Source organism: Capnocytophaga sp. oral taxon 336 str. F0502, from assembly GCF_000411575.1.
GTDB lineage: Bacteria > Bacteroidota > Bacteroidia > Flavobacteriales > Flavobacteriaceae > Capnocytophaga > Capnocytophaga ochracea.
On sequence record NZ_KE150488.1, the window covers coordinates 706,368 to 725,158 of the forward strand.

At 40.4% G+C, this 18,791-nt stretch carries 13 protein-coding genes; 1 reads left to right on the forward strand and 12 read right to left on the reverse strand.

Going from position 1 to position 18,791, the window contains the following annotated elements; all coding sequences use genetic code 11:
• The first annotated feature begins 192 nt into the window (after nucleotides 1–192).
• Nucleotides 193–531, forward strand: coding sequence for a hypothetical protein (locus HMPREF1528_RS03150; protein ID WP_016478592.1), 339 nt, complete (start codon nucleotides 193–195; stop codon nucleotides 529–531).
• Nucleotides 532–767: 236 nt separating this feature from the next.
• On the opposite strand, the gene purL is transcribed toward HMPREF1528_RS03150, so the two are convergent.
• The 12 genes from purL to HMPREF1528_RS03210 all read right to left on the reverse strand — a co-directional run bounded on the left by purL (nucleotide 768) and on the right by HMPREF1528_RS03210 (nucleotide 18,761).
• The gene (purL, locus tag HMPREF1528_RS03155; protein ID WP_016478593.1) at nucleotides 768–4,439 is read right to left on the reverse strand and encodes a phosphoribosylformylglycinamidine synthase; all 3,672 of its coding nucleotides are present in this window, start codon (nucleotides 4,437–4,439) and stop codon (nucleotides 768–770) included.
• Between the two features lie 562 nt (nucleotides 4,440–5,001).
• Nucleotides 5,002–6,792, reverse strand: a complete 1,791-nt coding sequence (gene uvrC, locus HMPREF1528_RS03160; RefSeq protein WP_016478594.1) for an excinuclease ABC subunit UvrC — start codon at nucleotides 6,790–6,792, stop codon at nucleotides 5,002–5,004.
• Between the two features lie 98 nt (nucleotides 6,793–6,890).
• Nucleotides 6,891–8,261, reverse strand: a complete 1,371-nt coding sequence (locus tag HMPREF1528_RS03165; protein WP_016478595.1) for an OmpA family protein — start codon at nucleotides 8,259–8,261, stop codon at nucleotides 6,891–6,893.
• Nucleotides 8,262–8,465: 204 nt separating this feature from the next.
• On the reverse strand, nucleotides 8,466–12,707 hold the full coding sequence (gene glgP, locus HMPREF1528_RS03170) for an alpha-glucan family phosphorylase (RefSeq protein WP_016478596.1): 4,242 nt from the start codon (nucleotides 12,705–12,707) through the stop codon (nucleotides 8,466–8,468).
• A 507-nt stretch (nucleotides 12,708–13,214) separates the two neighbouring features.
• On the reverse strand, nucleotides 13,215–13,541 hold the full coding sequence (locus tag HMPREF1528_RS03175) for a type II toxin-antitoxin system RelE/ParE family toxin (protein WP_002675218.1): 327 nt from the start codon (nucleotides 13,539–13,541) through the stop codon (nucleotides 13,215–13,217).
• Nucleotides 13,526–13,828, reverse strand: coding sequence for a hypothetical protein (locus tag HMPREF1528_RS03180; RefSeq protein ID WP_016478597.1), 303 nt, complete (start codon nucleotides 13,826–13,828; stop codon nucleotides 13,526–13,528). Before HMPREF1528_RS03180 ends, HMPREF1528_RS03175 begins: the two co-directional genes overlap by 16 nt.
• Nucleotides 13,829–13,971: 143 nt before the next feature.
• Nucleotides 13,972–15,036 (reverse strand): hypothetical protein, encoded by a 1,065-nt coding sequence (locus tag HMPREF1528_RS03185; RefSeq protein ID WP_016478598.1) that lies wholly within the window; start codon nucleotides 15,034–15,036, stop codon nucleotides 13,972–13,974.
• 14 nt (nucleotides 15,037–15,050) lie between these two features.
• The gene (locus tag HMPREF1528_RS03190; RefSeq protein ID WP_016478599.1) at nucleotides 15,051–15,737 is read right to left on the reverse strand and encodes a hypothetical protein; all 687 of its coding nucleotides are present in this window, start codon (nucleotides 15,735–15,737) and stop codon (nucleotides 15,051–15,053) included.
• Between the two features lie 3 nt (nucleotides 15,738–15,740).
• The gene (locus HMPREF1528_RS03195) at nucleotides 15,741–16,280 is read right to left on the reverse strand and encodes an RNA polymerase sigma factor (RefSeq protein ID WP_016478600.1); all 540 of its coding nucleotides are present in this window, start codon (nucleotides 16,278–16,280) and stop codon (nucleotides 15,741–15,743) included.
• 87 nt (nucleotides 16,281–16,367) lie between these two features.
• On the reverse strand, nucleotides 16,368–16,835 hold the full coding sequence (locus HMPREF1528_RS03200) for a DUF192 domain-containing protein (RefSeq protein WP_009420227.1): 468 nt from the start codon (nucleotides 16,833–16,835) through the stop codon (nucleotides 16,368–16,370).
• Between the two features lie 105 nt (nucleotides 16,836–16,940).
• Nucleotides 16,941–17,762 carry a carboxypeptidase-like regulatory domain-containing protein gene (locus HMPREF1528_RS03205; protein WP_016478602.1) on the reverse strand — a complete coding sequence of 274 codons (822 nt, stop codon included), beginning with the start codon at nucleotides 17,760–17,762 and terminating at the stop codon, nucleotides 16,941–16,943.
• A gap of 6 nt (nucleotides 17,763–17,768) precedes the next feature.
• Nucleotides 17,769–18,761 carry an outer membrane beta-barrel protein gene (locus tag HMPREF1528_RS03210; protein WP_016478603.1) on the reverse strand — a complete coding sequence of 331 codons (993 nt, stop codon included), beginning with the start codon at nucleotides 18,759–18,761 and terminating at the stop codon, nucleotides 17,769–17,771.
• Between the last annotated feature and the right edge of the window lie 30 nt (nucleotides 18,762–18,791).

The following is an 18,791-nucleotide window of genomic DNA, read 5'->3' on the forward strand; positions in this document are numbered from 1 at the left end:
TCTGATATTTTTCTAAGTCTTTCTGAGGTTCCTCTAGTCTAAAATTAAAAAATCTTGCTTTTTAGGAGAAAATCAGTATCTTTGTAAAAAAAAATAATAGAATTATGAGTATTGCAGTATTAACACAGAATCCAAATGTTCAGTTTATAACCGACCGATAGTACGGGAAACTATAAAATAGTTTAAGACATAATGAACACCTTACTTTTTACCTCTGAAGAAATAGAACTCAACCCTCGCGCATATTGGGGAGAGCTTTTGCAAATAGCTTTTGTAAATAAGAAGCAATATTTTTGTATAAGTAGATTAGCTTATGAAGAAGAACTTTATTTTGAATACAATGAGCAAACTCATTATATTTATGCCTTGTGCCAAGATGTAGAGTTTAATTTGAAAGCCAATGTCTTGCATATTCATATCACAAAGAAACTAAAAGGCAATTGCCCTTTCAGTACTATTACAATACAATTACCTTCTTTTTCTGTTGATTTAGAAGAAGTGTTGCAAGAATTAAAAAAGAAAGTCCGATAAAAGAATTATCGGACTTCTTCATTAACCAACCAAAACTTTAAATTATGAAAACTATTATTTGAAGTTTACAATGAGCTACCACCCTCATTGCGATGCAAAGGTACGAATAAAACAGTACTTGTCAAGCGTATTTTTAAGTTTAACAAAAGTTTAATATAAAAGGGGCTTATGAAGCCCCTTTTTAGCGTAAATTTAATACTTGCGCACTTATTTTTTTAAGATTTTGTTTACCATTTTTATTCGGCATTATGAGCTTCAATCCACTTGCGGGCATTGATAAATGCCTCTAACCAAGGACTAACCGCTGTTTTTTCACTCGGATAGTACGCCCATTGCCAAGGGAAAACCGAACGCTCTATGTGAGGCATCGTTACCAAATGTCGCCCTGTTTTGTCGCATAGCATAGCCGTGTTGTAATCAGAGCCGTTAGGGTTGGCAGGGTACTCCTGATAAGTGTATTTACCTACGATATTGTAGTCGGCTTCTGCCAATGGCAAGTGGAATTTCCCTTCGCCGTGTGATATCCATACCCCTAAGGTACTGCCTGCAAGGGTGGAGAGCATCACCGAGTTGTTCTCTGGGATGGTTACCGATACAAAGCCACTTTCGTGCTTGCCACTATCGTTATGCCACATTTTACTGTGCTCTGCGTGTTCAGGATTGATGACTTCTAATTCCATAAACAACTGACAGCCGTTGCAGATACCTACTGAAAGGGTATCGGGGCGGGCAAAGAAGTTGTCTAACGCTTTTTTAGCTTGCTCGTTGTAGAGCAAAGCTCCTGCCCAACCTTTGGCACTGCCTAACACATCGGAGTTAGAGAAACCACCTACAGCCCCTATAAATTGTACATCTTTTAAGGTTTCACGTCCGCTGATAAGGTCGGTGGTATGCACATCTTTCACATCAAAGCCTGCTAAGTATAGGGCATTTGCCATTTCGCGCTCGGAGTTGCTACCCTTTTCGCGTATCACTGCTGCTATAGGGCGTTTGCCTGCGGGGCGTGCGGGTTTTTCGCCCGTGAAATGCGCTGGGAAAGTGTATTGTAAAGGCTGTTCGGAGTAGTTTTGATAACGCTCGGTTGCCTTGTCGTTTTGAGTTTGTTGTTTGTCTAACAGATAAGAAGTGAGATACCACACATCGCGCAATTCAGGAATGTTAAAGTGGTGTTCTTTACCTGAATGATGAATGACAAGTTCTTCAGAAGTAGTTACTTCGCCTATATTTGCCCACTCTAAACAGTATTCAGTGAATATTGTTGCTTCAACACTGCTATCGGCTTGTATTACTACCCCTGCGTTTTCGGCAAAGAGGGTTTTGATAAGGTCTTCACCAAAAAAGAGCTCGCTGAGATCAATATTTGCTCCTAAGCCGTTTTCGGTAAAACACATTTCTAAGAGCGTTGTGATAAGTCCGCCGCTACCAATGTCGTGTCCTGCTTGTATTTTACCTTCTTTTATCAGTTCTTGGAGTGCATTAAAGGCGTCTTTAAAGTAGGTAGCATCTTTGATGGTAGGGGCTTCCTCGCCTATACGGTTGAGGATTTGGGCAAAAGCTGAACCTCCTAATTTAAAACTATCGTCTGAAAAGTTGATATAGTAAATATTACCTCCGTTCTTTTTGAACACAGGCTCTACTACTTTTTGCACGTCAGTACAATGGGCAGCCGCCGAAATAATCACCGTACCTGGGGCAATCACATCACCACCTTCGGGGTATTTTTGTTTCATTGATAGGGAATCTTTACCGGTAGGGATATTGATACCCAATTCAATCGCAAAATCAGAAGCGGCTTCTACAGCTTCGTACAAACGCGCATCTTCTCCTTTATTGCGGCAAGCCCACATCCAGTTGGCGGATAGCGATACACTTTGCAAGCCGTCTTTTAGTGGCGCCCAAACAATGTTAGTCAGTGCTTCGGCAATGGCATTGCGACTGCCTGCGGTAGGACTGATGAGTGCCGTAAGAGGCGAATGACCAATACTGGTAGCGATTCCTTCTTTGCCATTGTAGTCCAAAGCCATAACCCCAACGTTGTTCAAAGGGAGTTGTAGTGCGCCTGCACATTGTTGTTTGGCGACTTTGCCCCCTACACAACGGTCTACCTTATTGGTAAGCCAGTCTTTACAAGCCACACCTTCTAATTGCAGTACTTGTACCAAATAGTTCTGTAACTGACTTGCATAGTAGTGTAGCTCTTCGTAGTTAGTAACTACTGTTTCATCAGTCATTACTGTTTTTGGCGAACTGCCAAAGAGCGCACTGAGGTCTAAATCCATTGGGTGGGTACCTTTCTTTGCAGAGATAATGCTGAAATGCTTGTCGCTAGTAACCACGCCCACCTCGTACATAGGCGCACGCTCACGGTCGGCAATGGTTTTTAGTTTGGCAATAGCCTTTTCAGGCAATACCAATCCCATACGCTCTTGAGATTCATTACCTATAATTTCCTTGTCCGATAGGGTAGGATCGCCTACGGGCAGTTTGTCTAAGTCGATTTTACCACCGGTTTCTTCTATGAGTTCTGAAAGGCAGTTGAGGTGTCCGCCAGCCCCGTGGTCGTGTATAGAAACGATAGGATTCTCTTCCGATTCTACCATTGCGCGAATTGCGTTGGCAGCGCGTTTTTGCATTTCGGGGTTAGAACGCTGTACGGCATTGAGTTCAATGCCTGCACCAAAAGCCCCAGTATTGGCAGATGATACCGCAGCACCTCCCATACCTATGCGGTAGTTTTCACCTCCTAAGATAACGATTTTATCACCTTCCTTGGGGGTGTGTTTTATAGCTTGTGAGGCTTTGGCATAACCCACGCCTCCTGCTTGCATAATCACTTTGTCAAAGCCTAATTTGCGCCCGCCTTCTTCGTGTTCAAAGGTAAAGAGTGAACCCGTAATGAGCGGTTGACCGAATTTATTACCAAAATCGCTTGCCCCGTTAGAGGCTTTGATGAGGATATCCATTGGCGTTTGGTACAACCATTGGCGTTCAGCCATTCCTTTTTCCCAAGGGCGGTCTTCTTCTAATCGGGGGTAAGCGGTCATATACACCGCTGTACCTGCCAAAGGCAAAGAACCTTGTCCTCCAGCGAGACGGTCACGTATTTCACCTCCCGAACCTGTAGCCGCCCCGTTGAAAGGCTCTACCGTAGTGGGGAAGTTGTGGGTTTCGGCTTTGAGTGAGAGCACTGCCTCAAAAGGTTTTACCTCGTAGAAATCGGGTTTATCGGCACTTTTGGGTGCGAACTGGTCGACAGTAGCCCCTTTGATGAAAGCCACATTGTCCTTATAAGCCGAAACAATGCTATTAGGGTGTTCTTGTGATGTCTTTTTAATGAGTTTGAACAGGGTAGAAGGCTTTTCCTCACCATTGATAACAAAAGTGCCGTTGAAGATTTTATGGCGACAGTGTTCGGAGTTGATTTGTGAGAAACCAAACACTTCCGAGTCGGTGAGTTTGCGCCCCAATTGTTGAGAGAGATTTTGCAAATAGGCAACTTCTTCGGCGCTTAGCGCAAGTCCTTCTCGCTGGTTATACGCTTCAATATCATCGATTTCGAGTGTTGTTTGCGGTTGAATGTCGATAGTAAAACTATCTTGGGTAAGACAGTTGTATCGCTCAAAGAGCATAGGGTCAAAAGGCGTATTGGGGTCGGTTACCTCGTGGAATTCCTCGATGCGGGTAATCCCGTGGATGTCCATATTTTGGGTGATTTCCACCGCATTGGTACTCCAAGGAGTAATCATCGCCACACGGGGTCCGATGAAAGTACCGCTAAGGGTAGGGGAGGGGAGTTGCTGGGCATTGCCAAACAGCCATTTCAGTTTGTTGAGGTCGGTCTCAGTAAGGGTAACTTCAGTCGCTACCACATAGATAGTCTTTTTAGGGTTTTTAAAGAAAAGAAGCATTATTATTCAATTAACGATTAGCAATTAACAATTAATAATTCAGTTATTGAGTAGTATTTTTCAAAAAGTTAAGTAGCATTAGTAAGAAAGGTATGCTGTTGTTTCAAGCTACCATTGCCAAAAGAGCTACCATACTTAGTTTTTTCATAGGTGTTTTTTCTAAGATGAAACTTGCGACAAAGATACGAAATAATTATGAATAATATATTAAAAACTTTCTAATTAAAAGAATAAATTATTTTTATAGCAGAAGTACTCATTATACACCTCTAAGAACCCAGATTTGTAGTACTGTTCTTCATCTTTCGTTCGTTGTTTGTTCGTTGTTTGTTCGTTGTTTGTTCATCTTTTGTTCATCTTTTGTTCGTCTTTTCTTCGTTCATTTTTTATCTGCCCGTGCGGCTCGCACCGTCTTTTGTTCGTCTTAGCTCCGAATAACGTTTGATTATAAAGCTATTACAGCTGAGCTGTTTACTGTTTTCGCCATAGATTATTTCTATAATAGAACTTGCTCCAAAGGTATGAAACAAATTGTAATTAGCAACAAATAAAGCCTTCGTTTTTATTTATGACTCTGGAAATATTCATATACTTTCTTACCTCTAAAGCCTGCTATTTGGGTAAGCTCCTCTAAAGTAGCTTCTCTTACGCGTTTTACCGATTTAAAATGTTGCAAGAGTGTTTCTTTAGTCTTTTCTCCTATGCCCTCTACTCCATCAAGCTCCGATACGATTGCCGATTTACTGCGTTTTTGCCGGTGGAAGGTAATTCCAAAACGGTGAGCTTCATCACGTAACTGCTGTATCACTCGCAAGGTTTCCGAACGCTTGTCTAAATACAATGGAATACTATCCTCAGGGAAATATATTTCTTCCAAACGCTTCGCAATACCTATAATAGCTATCTTTCCGCGCAGTTCTAATTGCTCTAAGGCTTTTAATGCCGAAGACAATTGTCCCTTCCCGCCGTCTATTACAATCAGTTGTGGCAGAGGTTGCTCCTCGTCCAACAATCTTCGATAACGTCTATACACGGCTTCTTCCATCGAGGCAAAATCGTTAGGGCCTTCTACTGTTTTCACGTTAAAATGACGATAGTCTTTCTTGCTGGGCTTTGCATTCTTAAATACTACACACGCCGATACGGGATTCGTACCCTGAATATTCGAGTTGTCAAAGCACTCAATATGCACCGGTGGGGCAGAGAGGTGCAAGTCGCGTTGCATCTGAGTGAGAATACGGTTCGTATGGCGTTCGGGGTCTACTATTTTCTCCTGCTTGAATCTATCTTGACGAAAGTGTTTGGCATTGCGCATCGATAGGTCTAAGAGTTGTTTTTTCTCACCTGCCTTAGGAATGGTCGCTTGTAATCCTTCTGAAAGAGTAACCTCAAAAGGCACAATAATCTCTTTGGAATTAGAGAAGAAACGTTCACGAATATCAATAATAGCGTATTCCAAGAGCTCTCTATCGGTTTCTTCCAATTTCTTTTTAATCTCCAAAGTATGAGCTCTCACAATCGCTCCGTAGGCTACTTGTAGGAAATTTACATAACCGTACTCTTCGTCCGAAACGATAGAAAATACATCTACATTGCTAATTTTACTACTTACGATGGTCGATTTTGCCTGATAGTTCTCTAAACTCTGTATCTTTTGCTTGATGAGATGTGCTTCTTCAAACCGCATTTCCGAAGCCAGTGCCATCATCTCCTCCTTAAACTGATGTAACGCATCTTTGAAATTCCCTTTGAGGATTTCTACAATCTGCTGAATATTTTGGTTGTAATCTGCTTCGTTTTGGTATCCTTCACAAGGCCCTTTACAATTTTTCAGATGATATTCCAAGCACACTTTGAACTTGTGATTAGTGATGTTCTGCGGAGATAAATCGTAATTACAATTGCGCAAAGCGAAGAGCTCTTTTATCAAATCTAAAAGTGTGTGTACGGTTTTCATACTGGTATAAGGGCCAAAGTACAGCGAACCGTCTTTTACTACCCTACGCGTAGAGAATACACGTGGAAATCGTTCTTTCTTCACACATATCCAAGGATAGCTCTTGTCGTCTTTTAGGAGAATGTTATAGCGCGGTTGGTATTTCTTGATAAGGTTGTTTTCGAGTAGTAATGCATCACTCTCGGTAGCTACGACTATGTGTTCTATACGCACAATTTTCCTCACCAAAATACGTGTTTTGGCATTGTCGTGTTCCTTTTGAAAATAAGAAGAAACGCGCTTTTTCAAATTGACGGCTTTCCCTACATAAATAAGCGTGTCCGTAGCATCGTAAAACTGATAGACACCAGGATTAGTAGGTAAGGTTTGCAATTGAATTTCGATAGAAGGAAACATAAACAATTAGTGATTAATAACTGATAATTGATAATTAAAAAGAGGTTGTCCTTACGGGCAACCTCTTTTTATGTGTAACAAAAGGGTTAGAGAAACAACTATTTTACTAAGTTGATTTCAACACGACGGTTGAGCTCTCTACCTTTCTTAGTTTTGTTAGAAGCGATTGGTTTATCAGGACCGAAACCTTTTGCAGTCAAACGACCTTCATCGATACCTTTTTCAATCAAATAAGCTTTAACAGCGTAAGCTCTATCTTCTGATAATTTTTGGTTCTTAGCTCTCTTACCACTGATATCAGTGTAACCTTCAATAGAGAATTTAGAATTCTTGTATTGGTTCAATACGTCAACGATTTGGTTCAATACAGTTGCTGATTGAGGTTTGATAGTAGCTTTGTTTACGTCAAACAAGATAGTGCGTGCAAAGTCGTTCAATTTCTTTTGAACTTCTTCAGTTACTTCAGGACAACCGTTGTTTGAAGCAGGACCAGGTACGTCTACGCATTGGTCATCTTTATCAAGAACACCGTCACCATCAGTATCAGGCCAAGGACAACCGTTGTTTTCTTTAGGACCAGCTACGTCTTTACATTGGTCTACGTTATCTGGCACACCATCACCATCAGTATCAGGGCATCCGTTAAATTCAGCTGGACCAGCTTCATCAGGACAAGCATCATCTTTATCAGCGATACCATCATTGTCTCTGTCTGGGCAACCTTTCAATTCTGGTTTACCAGCTTCATCAGGACAAGCGTCGTCTTTATCAGCTACACCGTCATTATCGCGGTCTGGGCAACCTTTCAATTCTGGTTTACCTGGTTCATCTGGGCAAAGGTCATCTTTGTCGGCTACACCGTCTTTATCGCGGTCTTTTTTACCAAATTTAATGGTAATACCGGCAGCATGTTGGAAGTAGTCCACTTCTGAATCAGATTGGAAAGTAGGGTGGTAAGCTGTCTGCAAGTTAATACCGATGTTTTCGGTAAACCAGAAGTTTACACCACCACCACCTAAGGCGCGGAATTTACCTTCGTTGTCAATAGCGGCATAACCACCACCTACTTGTAAGAATGGGTCAAACCATTTTACTTTCTCTTTGTTCCAAAGAGATTTAAAGTGGTATTGCAACGCTAAGTCTGCAGACCAGAAAGAAAAATCTACTTTGTTATCAAGATCTTTGTTATAACCGAATCCTTTTTCGATTTTGTTTAAAGAACCTGATAATTCAGCAGAAAAACCAGCTCCGATATATCTACCTACTGAAAGACGAGAAACTGCTGGAAGGATATTGATATCGCTTGGCCCTCCCCAGTCTTTCATTAAGTCCCCGAATGCATCAGGGGTACGAATATCAACGGAGTTCACTCCAAATCCTATTTGCCAAGGACTGTCTTCATCTTGTGCTTGAACTGCCACTGAAAAAGCAGCAGCTAAAGCAAATAAAGTTACTTTGATTTTCTTCATACTTAAAAAATGAATTTTGATTACTATTTTAATTTTGGTGCAAATATAAGTATTATTTTAATACAAAATCATTTTAGAGATATTTTTTTATTAATTTTAACATTTCTTATTCTTTTTAATCTCTCCAAAATAGTGGTTTTTTAACCTTTATATATTTGCTTATTTTCTTCGTATATACTTTAAAATGAAATACTTATTTATTTGTTATAACCATTTTACCAAAGCGAAATCTTGGCGGTGTGGCAATAAATTATTTTTAGGGAAAATTCTTATAGCTAAGTGTAAAGCACCTGGATATTCTGAGGCAATTTCCAATTGATAGGTAGCTTTGTTGCCTTCTTGAGCCACTACCGTAAACTCACTTGTCGAGAGTACTTTAAACTTATCGTCTTTATGTTGGGCTACTACCAATTCTACTCCTACGTCTTCAGGGCGTAATTCTCCTAATTCTAAGGTAATTTCACCTTTGTATATTTTGCCAATAGAAATGAGTTGCTCATTGCGATTAGGCACTTTAAAGCTCACTACCTTTATGTTATCCCATTCTTGAGTTACTTTGCGTTTCCAGTTCGAAAGTTCAATAGCGATTGCAAAGTGATTGTCTTTAATCTTGGTTACGCGCTCAGTCATTGGGTAATAGTATTGCTTTTCGTAATCAGTGAGCATACGAGTAGTGGTAAAGTTTACCGCCACTTTGGCAATCGTATTCTTAATGAGTGCACACCAGCGTGATGAGATGCCATCTTTATTCTTATCATAGAATATAGGGGCTATCTCGTCTTCAATAATATTGTAAATCGTCTCTGCATCCATTTCGTCTTGATACTGCTGGTTTTCGTAGGAGCGTTCCATAGGGAGAGCCCAACCGGCATCTTCCCGATACCCTTCTACCCACCAACCATCAAGTACGCTGAAGTGCATTACTCCGTTCATTGCAGCTTTTTCACCACTGGTTCCTGAGGCTTCTAGCGGACGTGTAGGGGTATTCATCCATACATCTACCCCTTGTACCATATGGCGCGCGAGCTCCATATCGTAGTTAGGAACGAATAATATCTTGCCTAAGAACTGTGGTAATTTCGAGATTTCCACAATATTCTTAATCAAATCCTGTCCTGCTTTATCGGCAGGGTGCGCTTTACCGGCAAAGATGAACTGTACAGGGCGCTCAGGATTGTTCACTATTTTATCCAAACGCTCTATATTGGTAAAGAGCAAATGAGCGCGTTTGTAGGTCGCAAAACGGCGCGCAAAACCAATGGTAAGGATATCTTCGCGTAAGTTCTCTTTGATTTCCACTAACTGACGTGGAGAGAAATAAGGGGTGTTTTTCTCTAAACGTAGCTTTTGTTCTACACGGCGCAATAGCTTAGAACGAAGAGCCGTTTTGATTTCCCACACGCGTTGGTCAGATACCTTATAGATGCCCTCAAAGCTCTTAGGGTCGTAGTGGTGTGTTTTGTAGTCTTTGCCAAATACCTCGTTTTCTACTTCTTTCCACAAACCAGCTGTCCACGTAGGTTGGTGTACCCCATTGGTTACATAGCTAATGTGAAGTTCTTCGGGCATATAACCTGGCCACAAGTCTTTGAGGATTTCTTTACTTACCTCACCGTGTAGCCAGCTCACACCGTTTACTTCTTGCGAAAGGTTCGCTGCGAGGTTACTCATCGAGAATTTCTCGTGTGGGTTTTGCAAGTTTATTTTACCCAAAGCGAGTATTTGTTCCCAATTCACGTGCAATATATCGGCGTAATTTCCTAAATAAGCGCGTAATAAGCCTTCTTCAAAAGCATCGTGACCTGCCGGTACTGGGGTGTGAGTAGTAAAGAGCGATGAAGCGCGCACCACTTCCATCGCTTCCGAGAAAGTAAGGTTCTCGTTTTGGATATACTCGCTGAGGCGTTCCAAACCTATAAAGGCAGCGTGCCCTTCGTTGCAGTGGTAAATATCACTGTCGATACCTAGCTTGCGCAACATCTTAATACCTCCCAAACCTAATAACATTTCTTGTTTAAGACGGTTTTCCCAGTCGCCACCATATAAGTGGTGGGTGATAGAACGGTCGTCTTCGCGGTTGTTCTCAAAATCGGTGTCGAGAAGATAAAGCTCTATACGACCTACGTCCACACGCCATACACGTGCATATAGGGTTCTGCCTGGTAAATCTATTGATATAATCAACCATTTTCCACTCTCATCTGTTACAGGCGTTACCGGTATCTTCGAGAAATCTTGTGCTTCGTAGTCGGCTTCTTGGTTACCTGCTGAAGATAGTTTTTGAGTGAAATAACCATAGCGGTATAACAATCCTACCCCAGTGATTTTGGTTGCCTTGTCGCTGGCTTCTTTTAGGTAATCGCCCGCTAAGATACCCAAACCTCCTGAATAAATCTTCAAGGAAGAATGCAAGCCGTATTCCATACTAAAATAAGAGATAGACGGACTTACCATCTCCGATTTCTTAGCCATATAGGCTTGGAAATCACCATATACTTTCGAAAGATTGCGCATAAATACCGCATCTTGCTCCAATTCTTTATAACGAGTAAGTGAGATGCTGTCCAGCAATGCAATAGGGTTCTTACGCACTTCTATCCATTGGGCTTTATCGATGTATTTAAAAACTTCGTAAGCCTCGTCATTCCAGCACCACCAAAGGTTTTTAGCGAGTTCTTCGAGCGGTTGCAAGGCTTCTGGAATTGCACGGTGGATAATCACACTGCGCCAGTTAGGCGTGTTCACCACCTTCGATTTCTCTAAATATGCCACTCCATCAGTTTCTACCGGAGGCAGACTCTCCACTCTGTCCTCTATATTTTCAAGAGTGAGTTCATAACATTTTATGTAGTATTGTACTAAGTTCTTCCACAGAGCGATTTCTGATACTTTACCTGCTGTTTCACGAAGCTCTTGGAAGTCTTGTTCTTTCCTGTCTAATAAATTCTGAATATTCTTAGCAATCGCGCCTACTACCTCACCGTAGTTGCTATCGGTGCGCGGTACTACTTCTATCGCTTTTTGTTTTTCGGGGTAATAATCGTTCACCCACTTGCCAAAACCTGCCAAAGTAGTGGTAATGGTAGGCACTTTAAAAGCCAAACTTTCAAGCGGTGTATAGCCCCAAGGCTCGTAGTACGATGGGAAAGCGGTGCCGTCTAACCCGATGAGCAAGTCGTAATAAGAAAGGTTGAACACCCCGTCGTTGCCATTGAGATAACTTGGACAGAAAATCACTTTCACCTTATCTTCCTTCCTATTGAAGAGCTGTTGCTCATAAATACGAGTCATTATCGCATCGTGATACACATCAGGGAGAATATGGGTGAGGTGCTTTTGTTCGTTTTCGGTAGTTTGCTGAGGGGTGTGCAAATTGTTTAGCAATCCTTGGTTAGGCGCATCGTGAGCTGTAGGAATTAAGATGTAAGCCAAAAGCTCTTTCTTGTTATTAGAATTCCGATTCAGTGCTCCCAAGGCATCAATAAAGGCATCGATACCCTTGTTGCGGAACTCATATCTACCGCTGATAGCTACAATTTTGGTATCCTTGCTAATAGGTTGGGTTACCAAAGCCTGTGCCACGCTGATAAGACGCTGTTTAGCTTCTGTCCGCTTCTTATCAAAATCTTTTTCAGCTGGTACTATGGCGTCGTTGAAGCCATTAGGCGTGATGATATCAGTTTTTCTACTGAGGAAGTGCAACGCTTCTTGGGCAGTAATTTCGCTTACCGTAGTGAAGCAGTCGGCTACTTTAGTAGTTTCTTTTTCGAGGAAGTGCTTGTGTTGTACCCCAAACCGATAAGCCATTTCTTCGGGTTTGTAGTTCTTCATATCGTTGTAGAGTGGATAACCATTGCCGGCAATCGCACGACCTACTACGGTAGCGTGAGTAGTGAATACCGAACCTATTTTAGGCATTTCTTCTTCCAAATAGAGTAGCGCACTACCGGTCATCCATTCGTGGAAATGGCAAATCACGTTTTCGCGTGAAGCAGTGTTGAACTTCACAAAGCTCTCAATCACCTTCCCTACTGCATAACCAAAAAGCACCGACTCTACGTAATCCCACGGACTGTTGTAAGAATCGAGCTTGTAGTTATCCCAATAATAACGCAAAATCTCGTTTTTGGCACTTACATAATGAGAAAAATCTACCAGAATTACTATGGGGTTGCCTTCTATTTTCCAATTCCCCACACGCACGCGCAAGCCCTCAGAAGCTGCTTTAGCACGCCACGATTTGAAGAGTTCGGGGTTTTCTACAAATTCTTTATTTTCGTTGTGTTGCCAAATATCGGGACCAATCAGAATGTATTTCCTTCTGAATTGTTTCGCAATACTCGGAGCTTTCGTGGTAATCACCGTGTGAATACCTCCTACTTTGTTACATACTTCCCAACTGGTTTCAAACACATAGTCGGGATTAATTTTCTTTGTATTACTCATTATATTTAGTGTTTAGTCGTTAGTTGTCAATTTTTAGATGTTTTATGTATCATTAGTTTCATACAATACCATTTCTCAATCGCTTTCCCCTCATTTCAGTTCCCTCTTATAATATTATCTTCTTCATCTGTTATTCGTCATTCGTCAATCGTCACTCGTCATTTCTTCCTTTTTTCGTCATACTCCCCTCCTAGTGCCTAAGGCCTTAGGCCTAATGCCTATTTCTCTTTCTTTCGCCTCGAAACCCCGTTTTTAACATTTTTAGCACTGTTGTATTGTATTATGAGTCAATCACTTATATACCTTTTCTATACCAATCGTCCAAGATTCGTATAAGCTTCCTATAAGCTTCCTATAAGCTAAGTACACCCTTCCAATACCCTTTTTTCATCAAAAACTCTCTCACACTACTTCTGAAATCCTCCGTTATCTTTCGCTCTCCCGACTCTTCTGCTGTCCACCGTACTACGGTTGCCCGTACGGCTCGTATTGTCGTCGTACTACGGCTTATTTGTCAAAATAATGTCCTAATAATCGGGAAACAAGTACTGTTTTCTCATCTTCAAAAACTTCATACACTACTCTATCCTTTTTGCTTAACTCTCTGCTCCAAATCTCATTATTAGGGAAATGTTTTAATTTCTCAGCAGAAGCAAAACCATTACTATCCATAGGATTAATTGCTATTTCTGCAAAAATCCTCTCTAAGCGTTTCTTTACAGAGGGTAGCCCATTTTTCTTTATCTCTTTTAGTTGTTTTAAAGCCTCTTGAGTTAATTCGATTGTATAGGTTGAGCTTGAGCTTTCTTCAGTTTCAGTTAAAGATTTTCCCATATATCAAACGGGTTTATTTGGGTAGTTTTACCCGCTTTATATTCCGCTCTTGCTTCTCTTACAAGATTTTCTAAGTTGGTAATATTTTCTTCTTTATCCTGATAGTTAGCTGAGGCATATTCATTGTTTTCTTCTAAATCAGTCGCATTATGAAACCTCTCTTTAAGCTTTTTTGAAATCCACAACTTATAACCAGCAGACTCCTCGGCACTCATCGTCTCGAGTGCCTCCATAAGCTTCTGTTTATCTTGAGTGTCTATGTCTTTTTCTTCTAAGATTGTATTCATATTTTTATCATTTAAAAAGACTGCTTCTATACCAAACAAAAAAGTACCTTTACAAGCAACGTTGCAAAGGTACAAAGTTTTTTTTGATTATAATACTATTTTCAGGAAAATAAATTTTAGCTAAGAGATATAAAACAAATCTTTTAATCTCCAAAACGTATCCCTATAGAAAAAGGATACTCGTTTACAGGATTGTTTCGGAAAAGAGGAGCGAGGCTATATCGAGCGTAAAGCACACAACTTTTATATCCTAAATGCGCCGAAAGTCCATATACCCAAGGACTGATATTTAAGTCCTCTCTTATAACATTTTTATGAATAGAACCATCGTCATATCTTATTTTCTGACTGTTGCCTATAGATACCCCTACATAACCCCCAAAACCTACTCTGAAACTGTCGTGAACAGGGTAAATGGTCACTCCGTTCTTAGTTTTAGGAGGTGTAAAATCGAATTCGAAGTCCACAGGCACGATGAGGTAATTGGTGCGCAATTTCGATTTGTTAAGTTTATTAGCGGTATACTCCACCGATTTTGTTACGCCGTTTTCTCTTACAAAGTACTCGCTCTCTTTGAATTTGAGTCCGTTGTGCATCCAGGCAATTCCATAGTTGATATGCAACAAATTATTCGTTTTAAGCAAGCGAAACCCTGATGTAAAACCCAATTCAAACGATTTAGAACCTAAGGGTTTAAAACGATTATCTCCAAAGCCATTGCTACTGTTTAGGTTGTGAAACCCTACTGCCATATAAAGCCCTATTTCGTCTAAGGCACGATTGGTATTCACTTTTTTCTCTTCTTTCTTGCGGAAAATAGTTTCTAATTCTTCCATTGCGCGCTTATACGCATCCGATTTAGCTGTGGTAAGCGTATTGGTTTGGGTTTCTGTGGAGGCTGATGTCGCTCCTTCACGTATGAGTTTTGCTAAATGTTCGGCTTCAGCAGCCGTCTTTTCTTTGATATTCTTCTCGGTAGTAGCCGTGAGCTCTTCTTTCATCTGCTGACTCAGTTCTTCACTGATTTTCTTCTCTTTGAGCAACTGATTTACGGCTGAAAGTTTCTTTTTGAGCGTTTCTTTTTCTGCAAATACAATAGAGTCTATCGTGTATTTCGATTTTTTGATAGCTTCTTTGGAATGGTCTTGTGCGAAGGTGACGCTTGTCGCCAACAAGTAAATCACCCATAAAAAATGTAATGTTCTCATTTTGATATTTATTTTTAGTCTTTATTGTTTAAAACAACGCGTGTTCCTACTTCTTTTAGTAGCCTTTCAGCTAATAGTTTTACCCTGTTTCTAAGCAAGTCCCTTTCAATGGTGTTAAAAGTAGCATCTTGCTCGTATTTTTGATTTACATATTGGTTGAGTTGAGCTTGAGTAGTAGCGATAAGAGCTAAGTCTTCTGCCGATAGTTGCTGTAAATCCCCTGCTATTTGCTTTTCCATCTGTTTTGTAATTCTGGTTTCAATAGCATCAGCAGTATACTCAGCAAAAAGAGTATCTACCTCATTGATATCGAGGAGGGCAGGAGAAGCTATGGAACTCTTAGCAGCTGGCAAAGTTGTAAGAGTCCTTTGGACTATGGGAACTTTGGGGGTTTCGGTTATCGTAGTAGGAGTGAAAGTAGTACCAACAGATGATACGTTTTCTTTTTCTGTGGTTACAACTACTACTTTCTGCGATTGATATTCAGGGTTTGTATTGGTTTGTTGCTGTTGTAACAAGTACCCTATCCCGAGGCACAATAGCAAGCAGGCAGCTATGGCGTAATACCACACTTTTCGGCTTTTATGCCTTGCTTGTTGGGCTTCACTCTCGGCTAATTGCGCCTCTAACTGTTCCCATAGGGTAGACGAGGGGGTGATTTTCCGATACCTAAATAGGCGTTGTATGCTATCTTTCCACATTTTTTAAGCTCTTTTTTTATAGTTTGTAACGTATTGTTGTAAAAGTTTTTTGGCATAAGCCAACTGCGATTTAGAAGTGCCTTCACTAATACCTAACTTCTCTGCTATCTGCTTGTGAGATTCATTTTCAAACACATAAAGGTTAAAAACGGTACGACAGGCAGAAGGAAGTTTATCTATAAAGGCTTGTATTTGTTCATCGTTAAAAGATTCATTGTCTAACTCACTCTCGTCGATAGTGTCGTAAGTATCGCTCCAATCGGCGAAGGATAGCTTTTGCGCTTTGCTTTTGAGAAAATCTATGCATTCATTTACAGTAATCCTGCGTATCCACGCATAGAAGTGCTCTTGCTCTTCATATTTAGAGAGACTGGTAAATATCTTGAAAAAAGCTTTCAGTAAGGCATCTTCGGCGAATTGCAAATCACTAATGTACAGCCTGCACACACTCAGCAAAGCAGGAGCGTACTGGTCGTACAACTGCTTTTGCGCTAAGCGGTCGTTGCGCTGAGCTTTCTCGATGAGACGATGGTCGATTTGCATTTTTCTTTAAATGATGAATGATTTATTCTTTTTAAGGTTCAAATTAAGTACGATGTAGAAAAACAGGAGATTGTTCAACTTCATCGGTTACGGCAGTTTGATTGTACAGCCCTTTCCTATGTTGTTTTTTTTAAACCATCCTTGAGGCACTTCAAGAGCATAACGCACAGGTTCCGATGAATCCACACTTTGATGGCTGAACGGTGTCATATCGCGTGTTTCGCGAATTTCGCCATTCGAGTTAATGAACGCAATCGAAAGGGGAGTAGGCGTATCTTTCATCCAAAAGCTTAACTTTTCGTCTCTTTTAAAGATAAAAAGCATACCTGTTCCTTCGGGAATATTCTCACGCCCCATATAACCTTTTGACATCTCTCGTATGGAGCGAGCAAGCTCAACTCTTATGGGAATGGTCTTGCCGTCAAGATTTGTAATGGTCAAGTCCCTTTCTTCAAACTCAAGCGTGAGTGCTGAACAAGCGCTAAAAACAAGGTAGCACAATAGGATAACTCCCATCAACAATAGTTTAGCAGATGTAAATATTTTCTTTTTCATAAGTCCTCCAATTTGCCCTTATAAACGAAGAAAAAATAAAAAGGTTGGAAAATAGTTAGAAAATTTGCTAATTAGCAAATTATTTAACTTTGGCAAAGTTGGTCTTTATTGTTTGATGATGTCGTAGCCTTTTACAGTAAAGGGAATTCCGAAGCCTCCATTCACTTGCCTGATTGTATTATCAGGGAAGCGTAACCAGCACTTGTTGGTAGTAGCGTTGAAGGTAATAGTAGCATCATCTTTACCTCTCACTTCCACAAACTGTACACCTACCCACATTTCGCCTTTGGGTACTAATACTGATAGTTTATGAGTGAAAGTTTGTGGGTTATCAGAAGGGAATAAATGAATGTAAATAGGTTCTTTGATAAGCGGAGTGAAGTTTTTGTGCTCCTTATCGGTTTGGTACACTACTACGCGCAAGACTGCCATATAAAAGGTACTTTCCCTAATCTCAATACTGAACTCGGTAAGCTGAGTGTCGTTAGAAAGCGAAATGAAATCGCCTAATTCTGAGAGGACGCCACCGTGTTGCTGAAAGTACCGCTTCATTTCGCCATAAAGAGTAAAAAAGGTAGTTACTCCTTTACTTTTTACATAGCGTATTTTAGGTGTTTTCATTGTTAGGGTAGTAGTGGGAAGGTTAATTACTGCTTCGGTGAGTTGCACTTCTTTTTTGATATCACGATAAGCTAATACTTTATGTTGATAGCTCAAATGTGAAAAATAAATGCTATCAGTGGGCTTTGCTCCGAGCTTTTCGAGCGAAAAGTAACCATTTTCATCGCTAATAATACCTTTATTGGTGCCTACTATGCCTATATTCACATATTCAACAGACTCGTGATGCTTGTTTACCACCCTTTGTTGAGCAAAACAAGGAAGCGCAAGAAGTATCAGCTGGAAAAGGAGGAAACGTTTTGTCATATACTACTAAAATTTTATACCTATTGAAAAAGGGTGTATATTGTTAGGGCTATTTTCGAATAAGGGAGCTAAACTGTATTTAGCATAAATCGAAAACCATTTGTTGCCTACTTGAGCTGATAGTCCGTAGGTGAATTTATTTACTTTCAAACCATTGCGAAGAAATAGTTTTAAATGGTCGTCTCCCTCAGTGTATTTTATCTTTTGGTTTACATCGATGAGTGCGCCAAAGTAAGCGCCTCCTCCTATATGTATTTTTGATTTAAAATTCTTTTGTAATTCAATAGGCAAGATGAGGTAATTAACACGCAGTTTAGCTCGGTCTAAAGGCTTAGAGAAAGGTACTAATTTTGTGTCGCCATTTTCTGAAATGAGATAATTATTACCTTTTATGTTCAGTCTATTGCTTTGCCACACTAAGCCGTAATTGAGGGAAAGTTGTTTCTTTTTATACAATTGAGAGGTAAAAGCAAGTCCTAATTCTGTATTTAAATAGGGGTTAAAGTAAGTTTTATCATTGGTTACAGACTGTAATCCGATAGCCAAATGAATAGCTACTGTAACTTCGTGTTTATTTTCATTATATTTATTGGGCAATGAATCTAACTGTTGAACAGTTTGTATATAGTTCTCTTTCGGCTCAGTAGATATAAGACTATCGAGCGTTGCGTTTTTTTGCAGGGTGTCGATACTGAGTTCAGTAGCCTTTTGCTGGATAAGAGCAGATAGACGTAAGCCTTCTTTATAGGTTTTCTGTTTAGTGCTCAGTTCACTTGCTTCCTTAATCTCTTTGAGCATTTTTGCACTTTGCTCTTTGGTAATCTTGCCCTCTTTTAGCGACTGCTGAACGGCGGCTTCTCTCTTGTAAAGAAGTAGTTTTTCGGTTGCTACTATAGAATCGATAGTATACTTAGATTGCAAGATTTCTTTTTCAAAAGGATTTTGAGCCAAAAGAGCTGATACTGAAAGGATAGCAATAAGTGATAAAAGCTGTTTCATAGAAATGTCTTAATTTGTTCATTAACAATC

Excerpts from the sequence above, each read along its gene's own strand:
- glgP (WP_016478596.1), bottom strand. The coding sequence starts at position 12,707 with ATGAGTAATACAAAGAAAATTAATCCCGACTATGTGTTTGAAACCAGT.
- HMPREF1528_RS03180 (WP_016478597.1), bottom strand. The coding sequence starts at position 13,828 with ATGAATACAATCTTAGAAGAAAAAGACATAGACACTCAAGATAAACAG.
- HMPREF1528_RS03150 (WP_016478592.1), top strand. The coding sequence starts at position 193 with ATGAACACCTTACTTTTTACCTCTGAAGAAATAGAACTCAACCCTCGC.
- uvrC (WP_016478594.1), bottom strand. The coding sequence starts at position 6,792 with ATGTTTCCTTCTATCGAAATTCAATTGCAAACCTTACCTACTAATCCT.
- HMPREF1528_RS03210 (WP_016478603.1), bottom strand. The coding sequence starts at position 18,761 with ATGAAACAGCTTTTATCACTTATTGCTATCCTTTCAGTATCAGCTCTT.
- HMPREF1528_RS03200 (WP_009420227.1), bottom strand. The coding sequence starts at position 16,835 with ATGAAAAAGAAAATATTTACATCTGCTAAACTATTGTTGATGGGAGTT.
- HMPREF1528_RS03175 (WP_002675218.1), bottom strand. The coding sequence starts at position 13,541 with ATGGGAAAATCTTTAACTGAAACTGAAGAAAGCTCAAGCTCAACCTAT.
- purL (WP_016478593.1), bottom strand. The coding sequence starts at position 4,439 with ATGCTTCTTTTCTTTAAAAACCCTAAAAAGACTATCTATGTGGTAGCG.
- HMPREF1528_RS03195 (WP_016478600.1), bottom strand. The coding sequence starts at position 16,280 with ATGCAAATCGACCATCGTCTCATCGAGAAAGCTCAGCGCAACGACCGC.
- HMPREF1528_RS03185 (WP_016478598.1), bottom strand. The coding sequence starts at position 15,036 with ATGAGAACATTACATTTTTTATGGGTGATTTACTTGTTGGCGACAAGC.
- HMPREF1528_RS03165 (WP_016478595.1), bottom strand. The coding sequence starts at position 8,261 with ATGAAGAAAATCAAAGTAACTTTATTTGCTTTAGCTGCTGCTTTTTCA.
- HMPREF1528_RS03190 (WP_016478599.1), bottom strand. The coding sequence starts at position 15,737 with ATGTGGAAAGATAGCATACAACGCCTATTTAGGTATCGGAAAATCACC.
- HMPREF1528_RS03205 (WP_016478602.1), bottom strand. The coding sequence starts at position 17,762 with ATGACAAAACGTTTCCTCCTTTTCCAGCTGATACTTCTTGCGCTTCCT.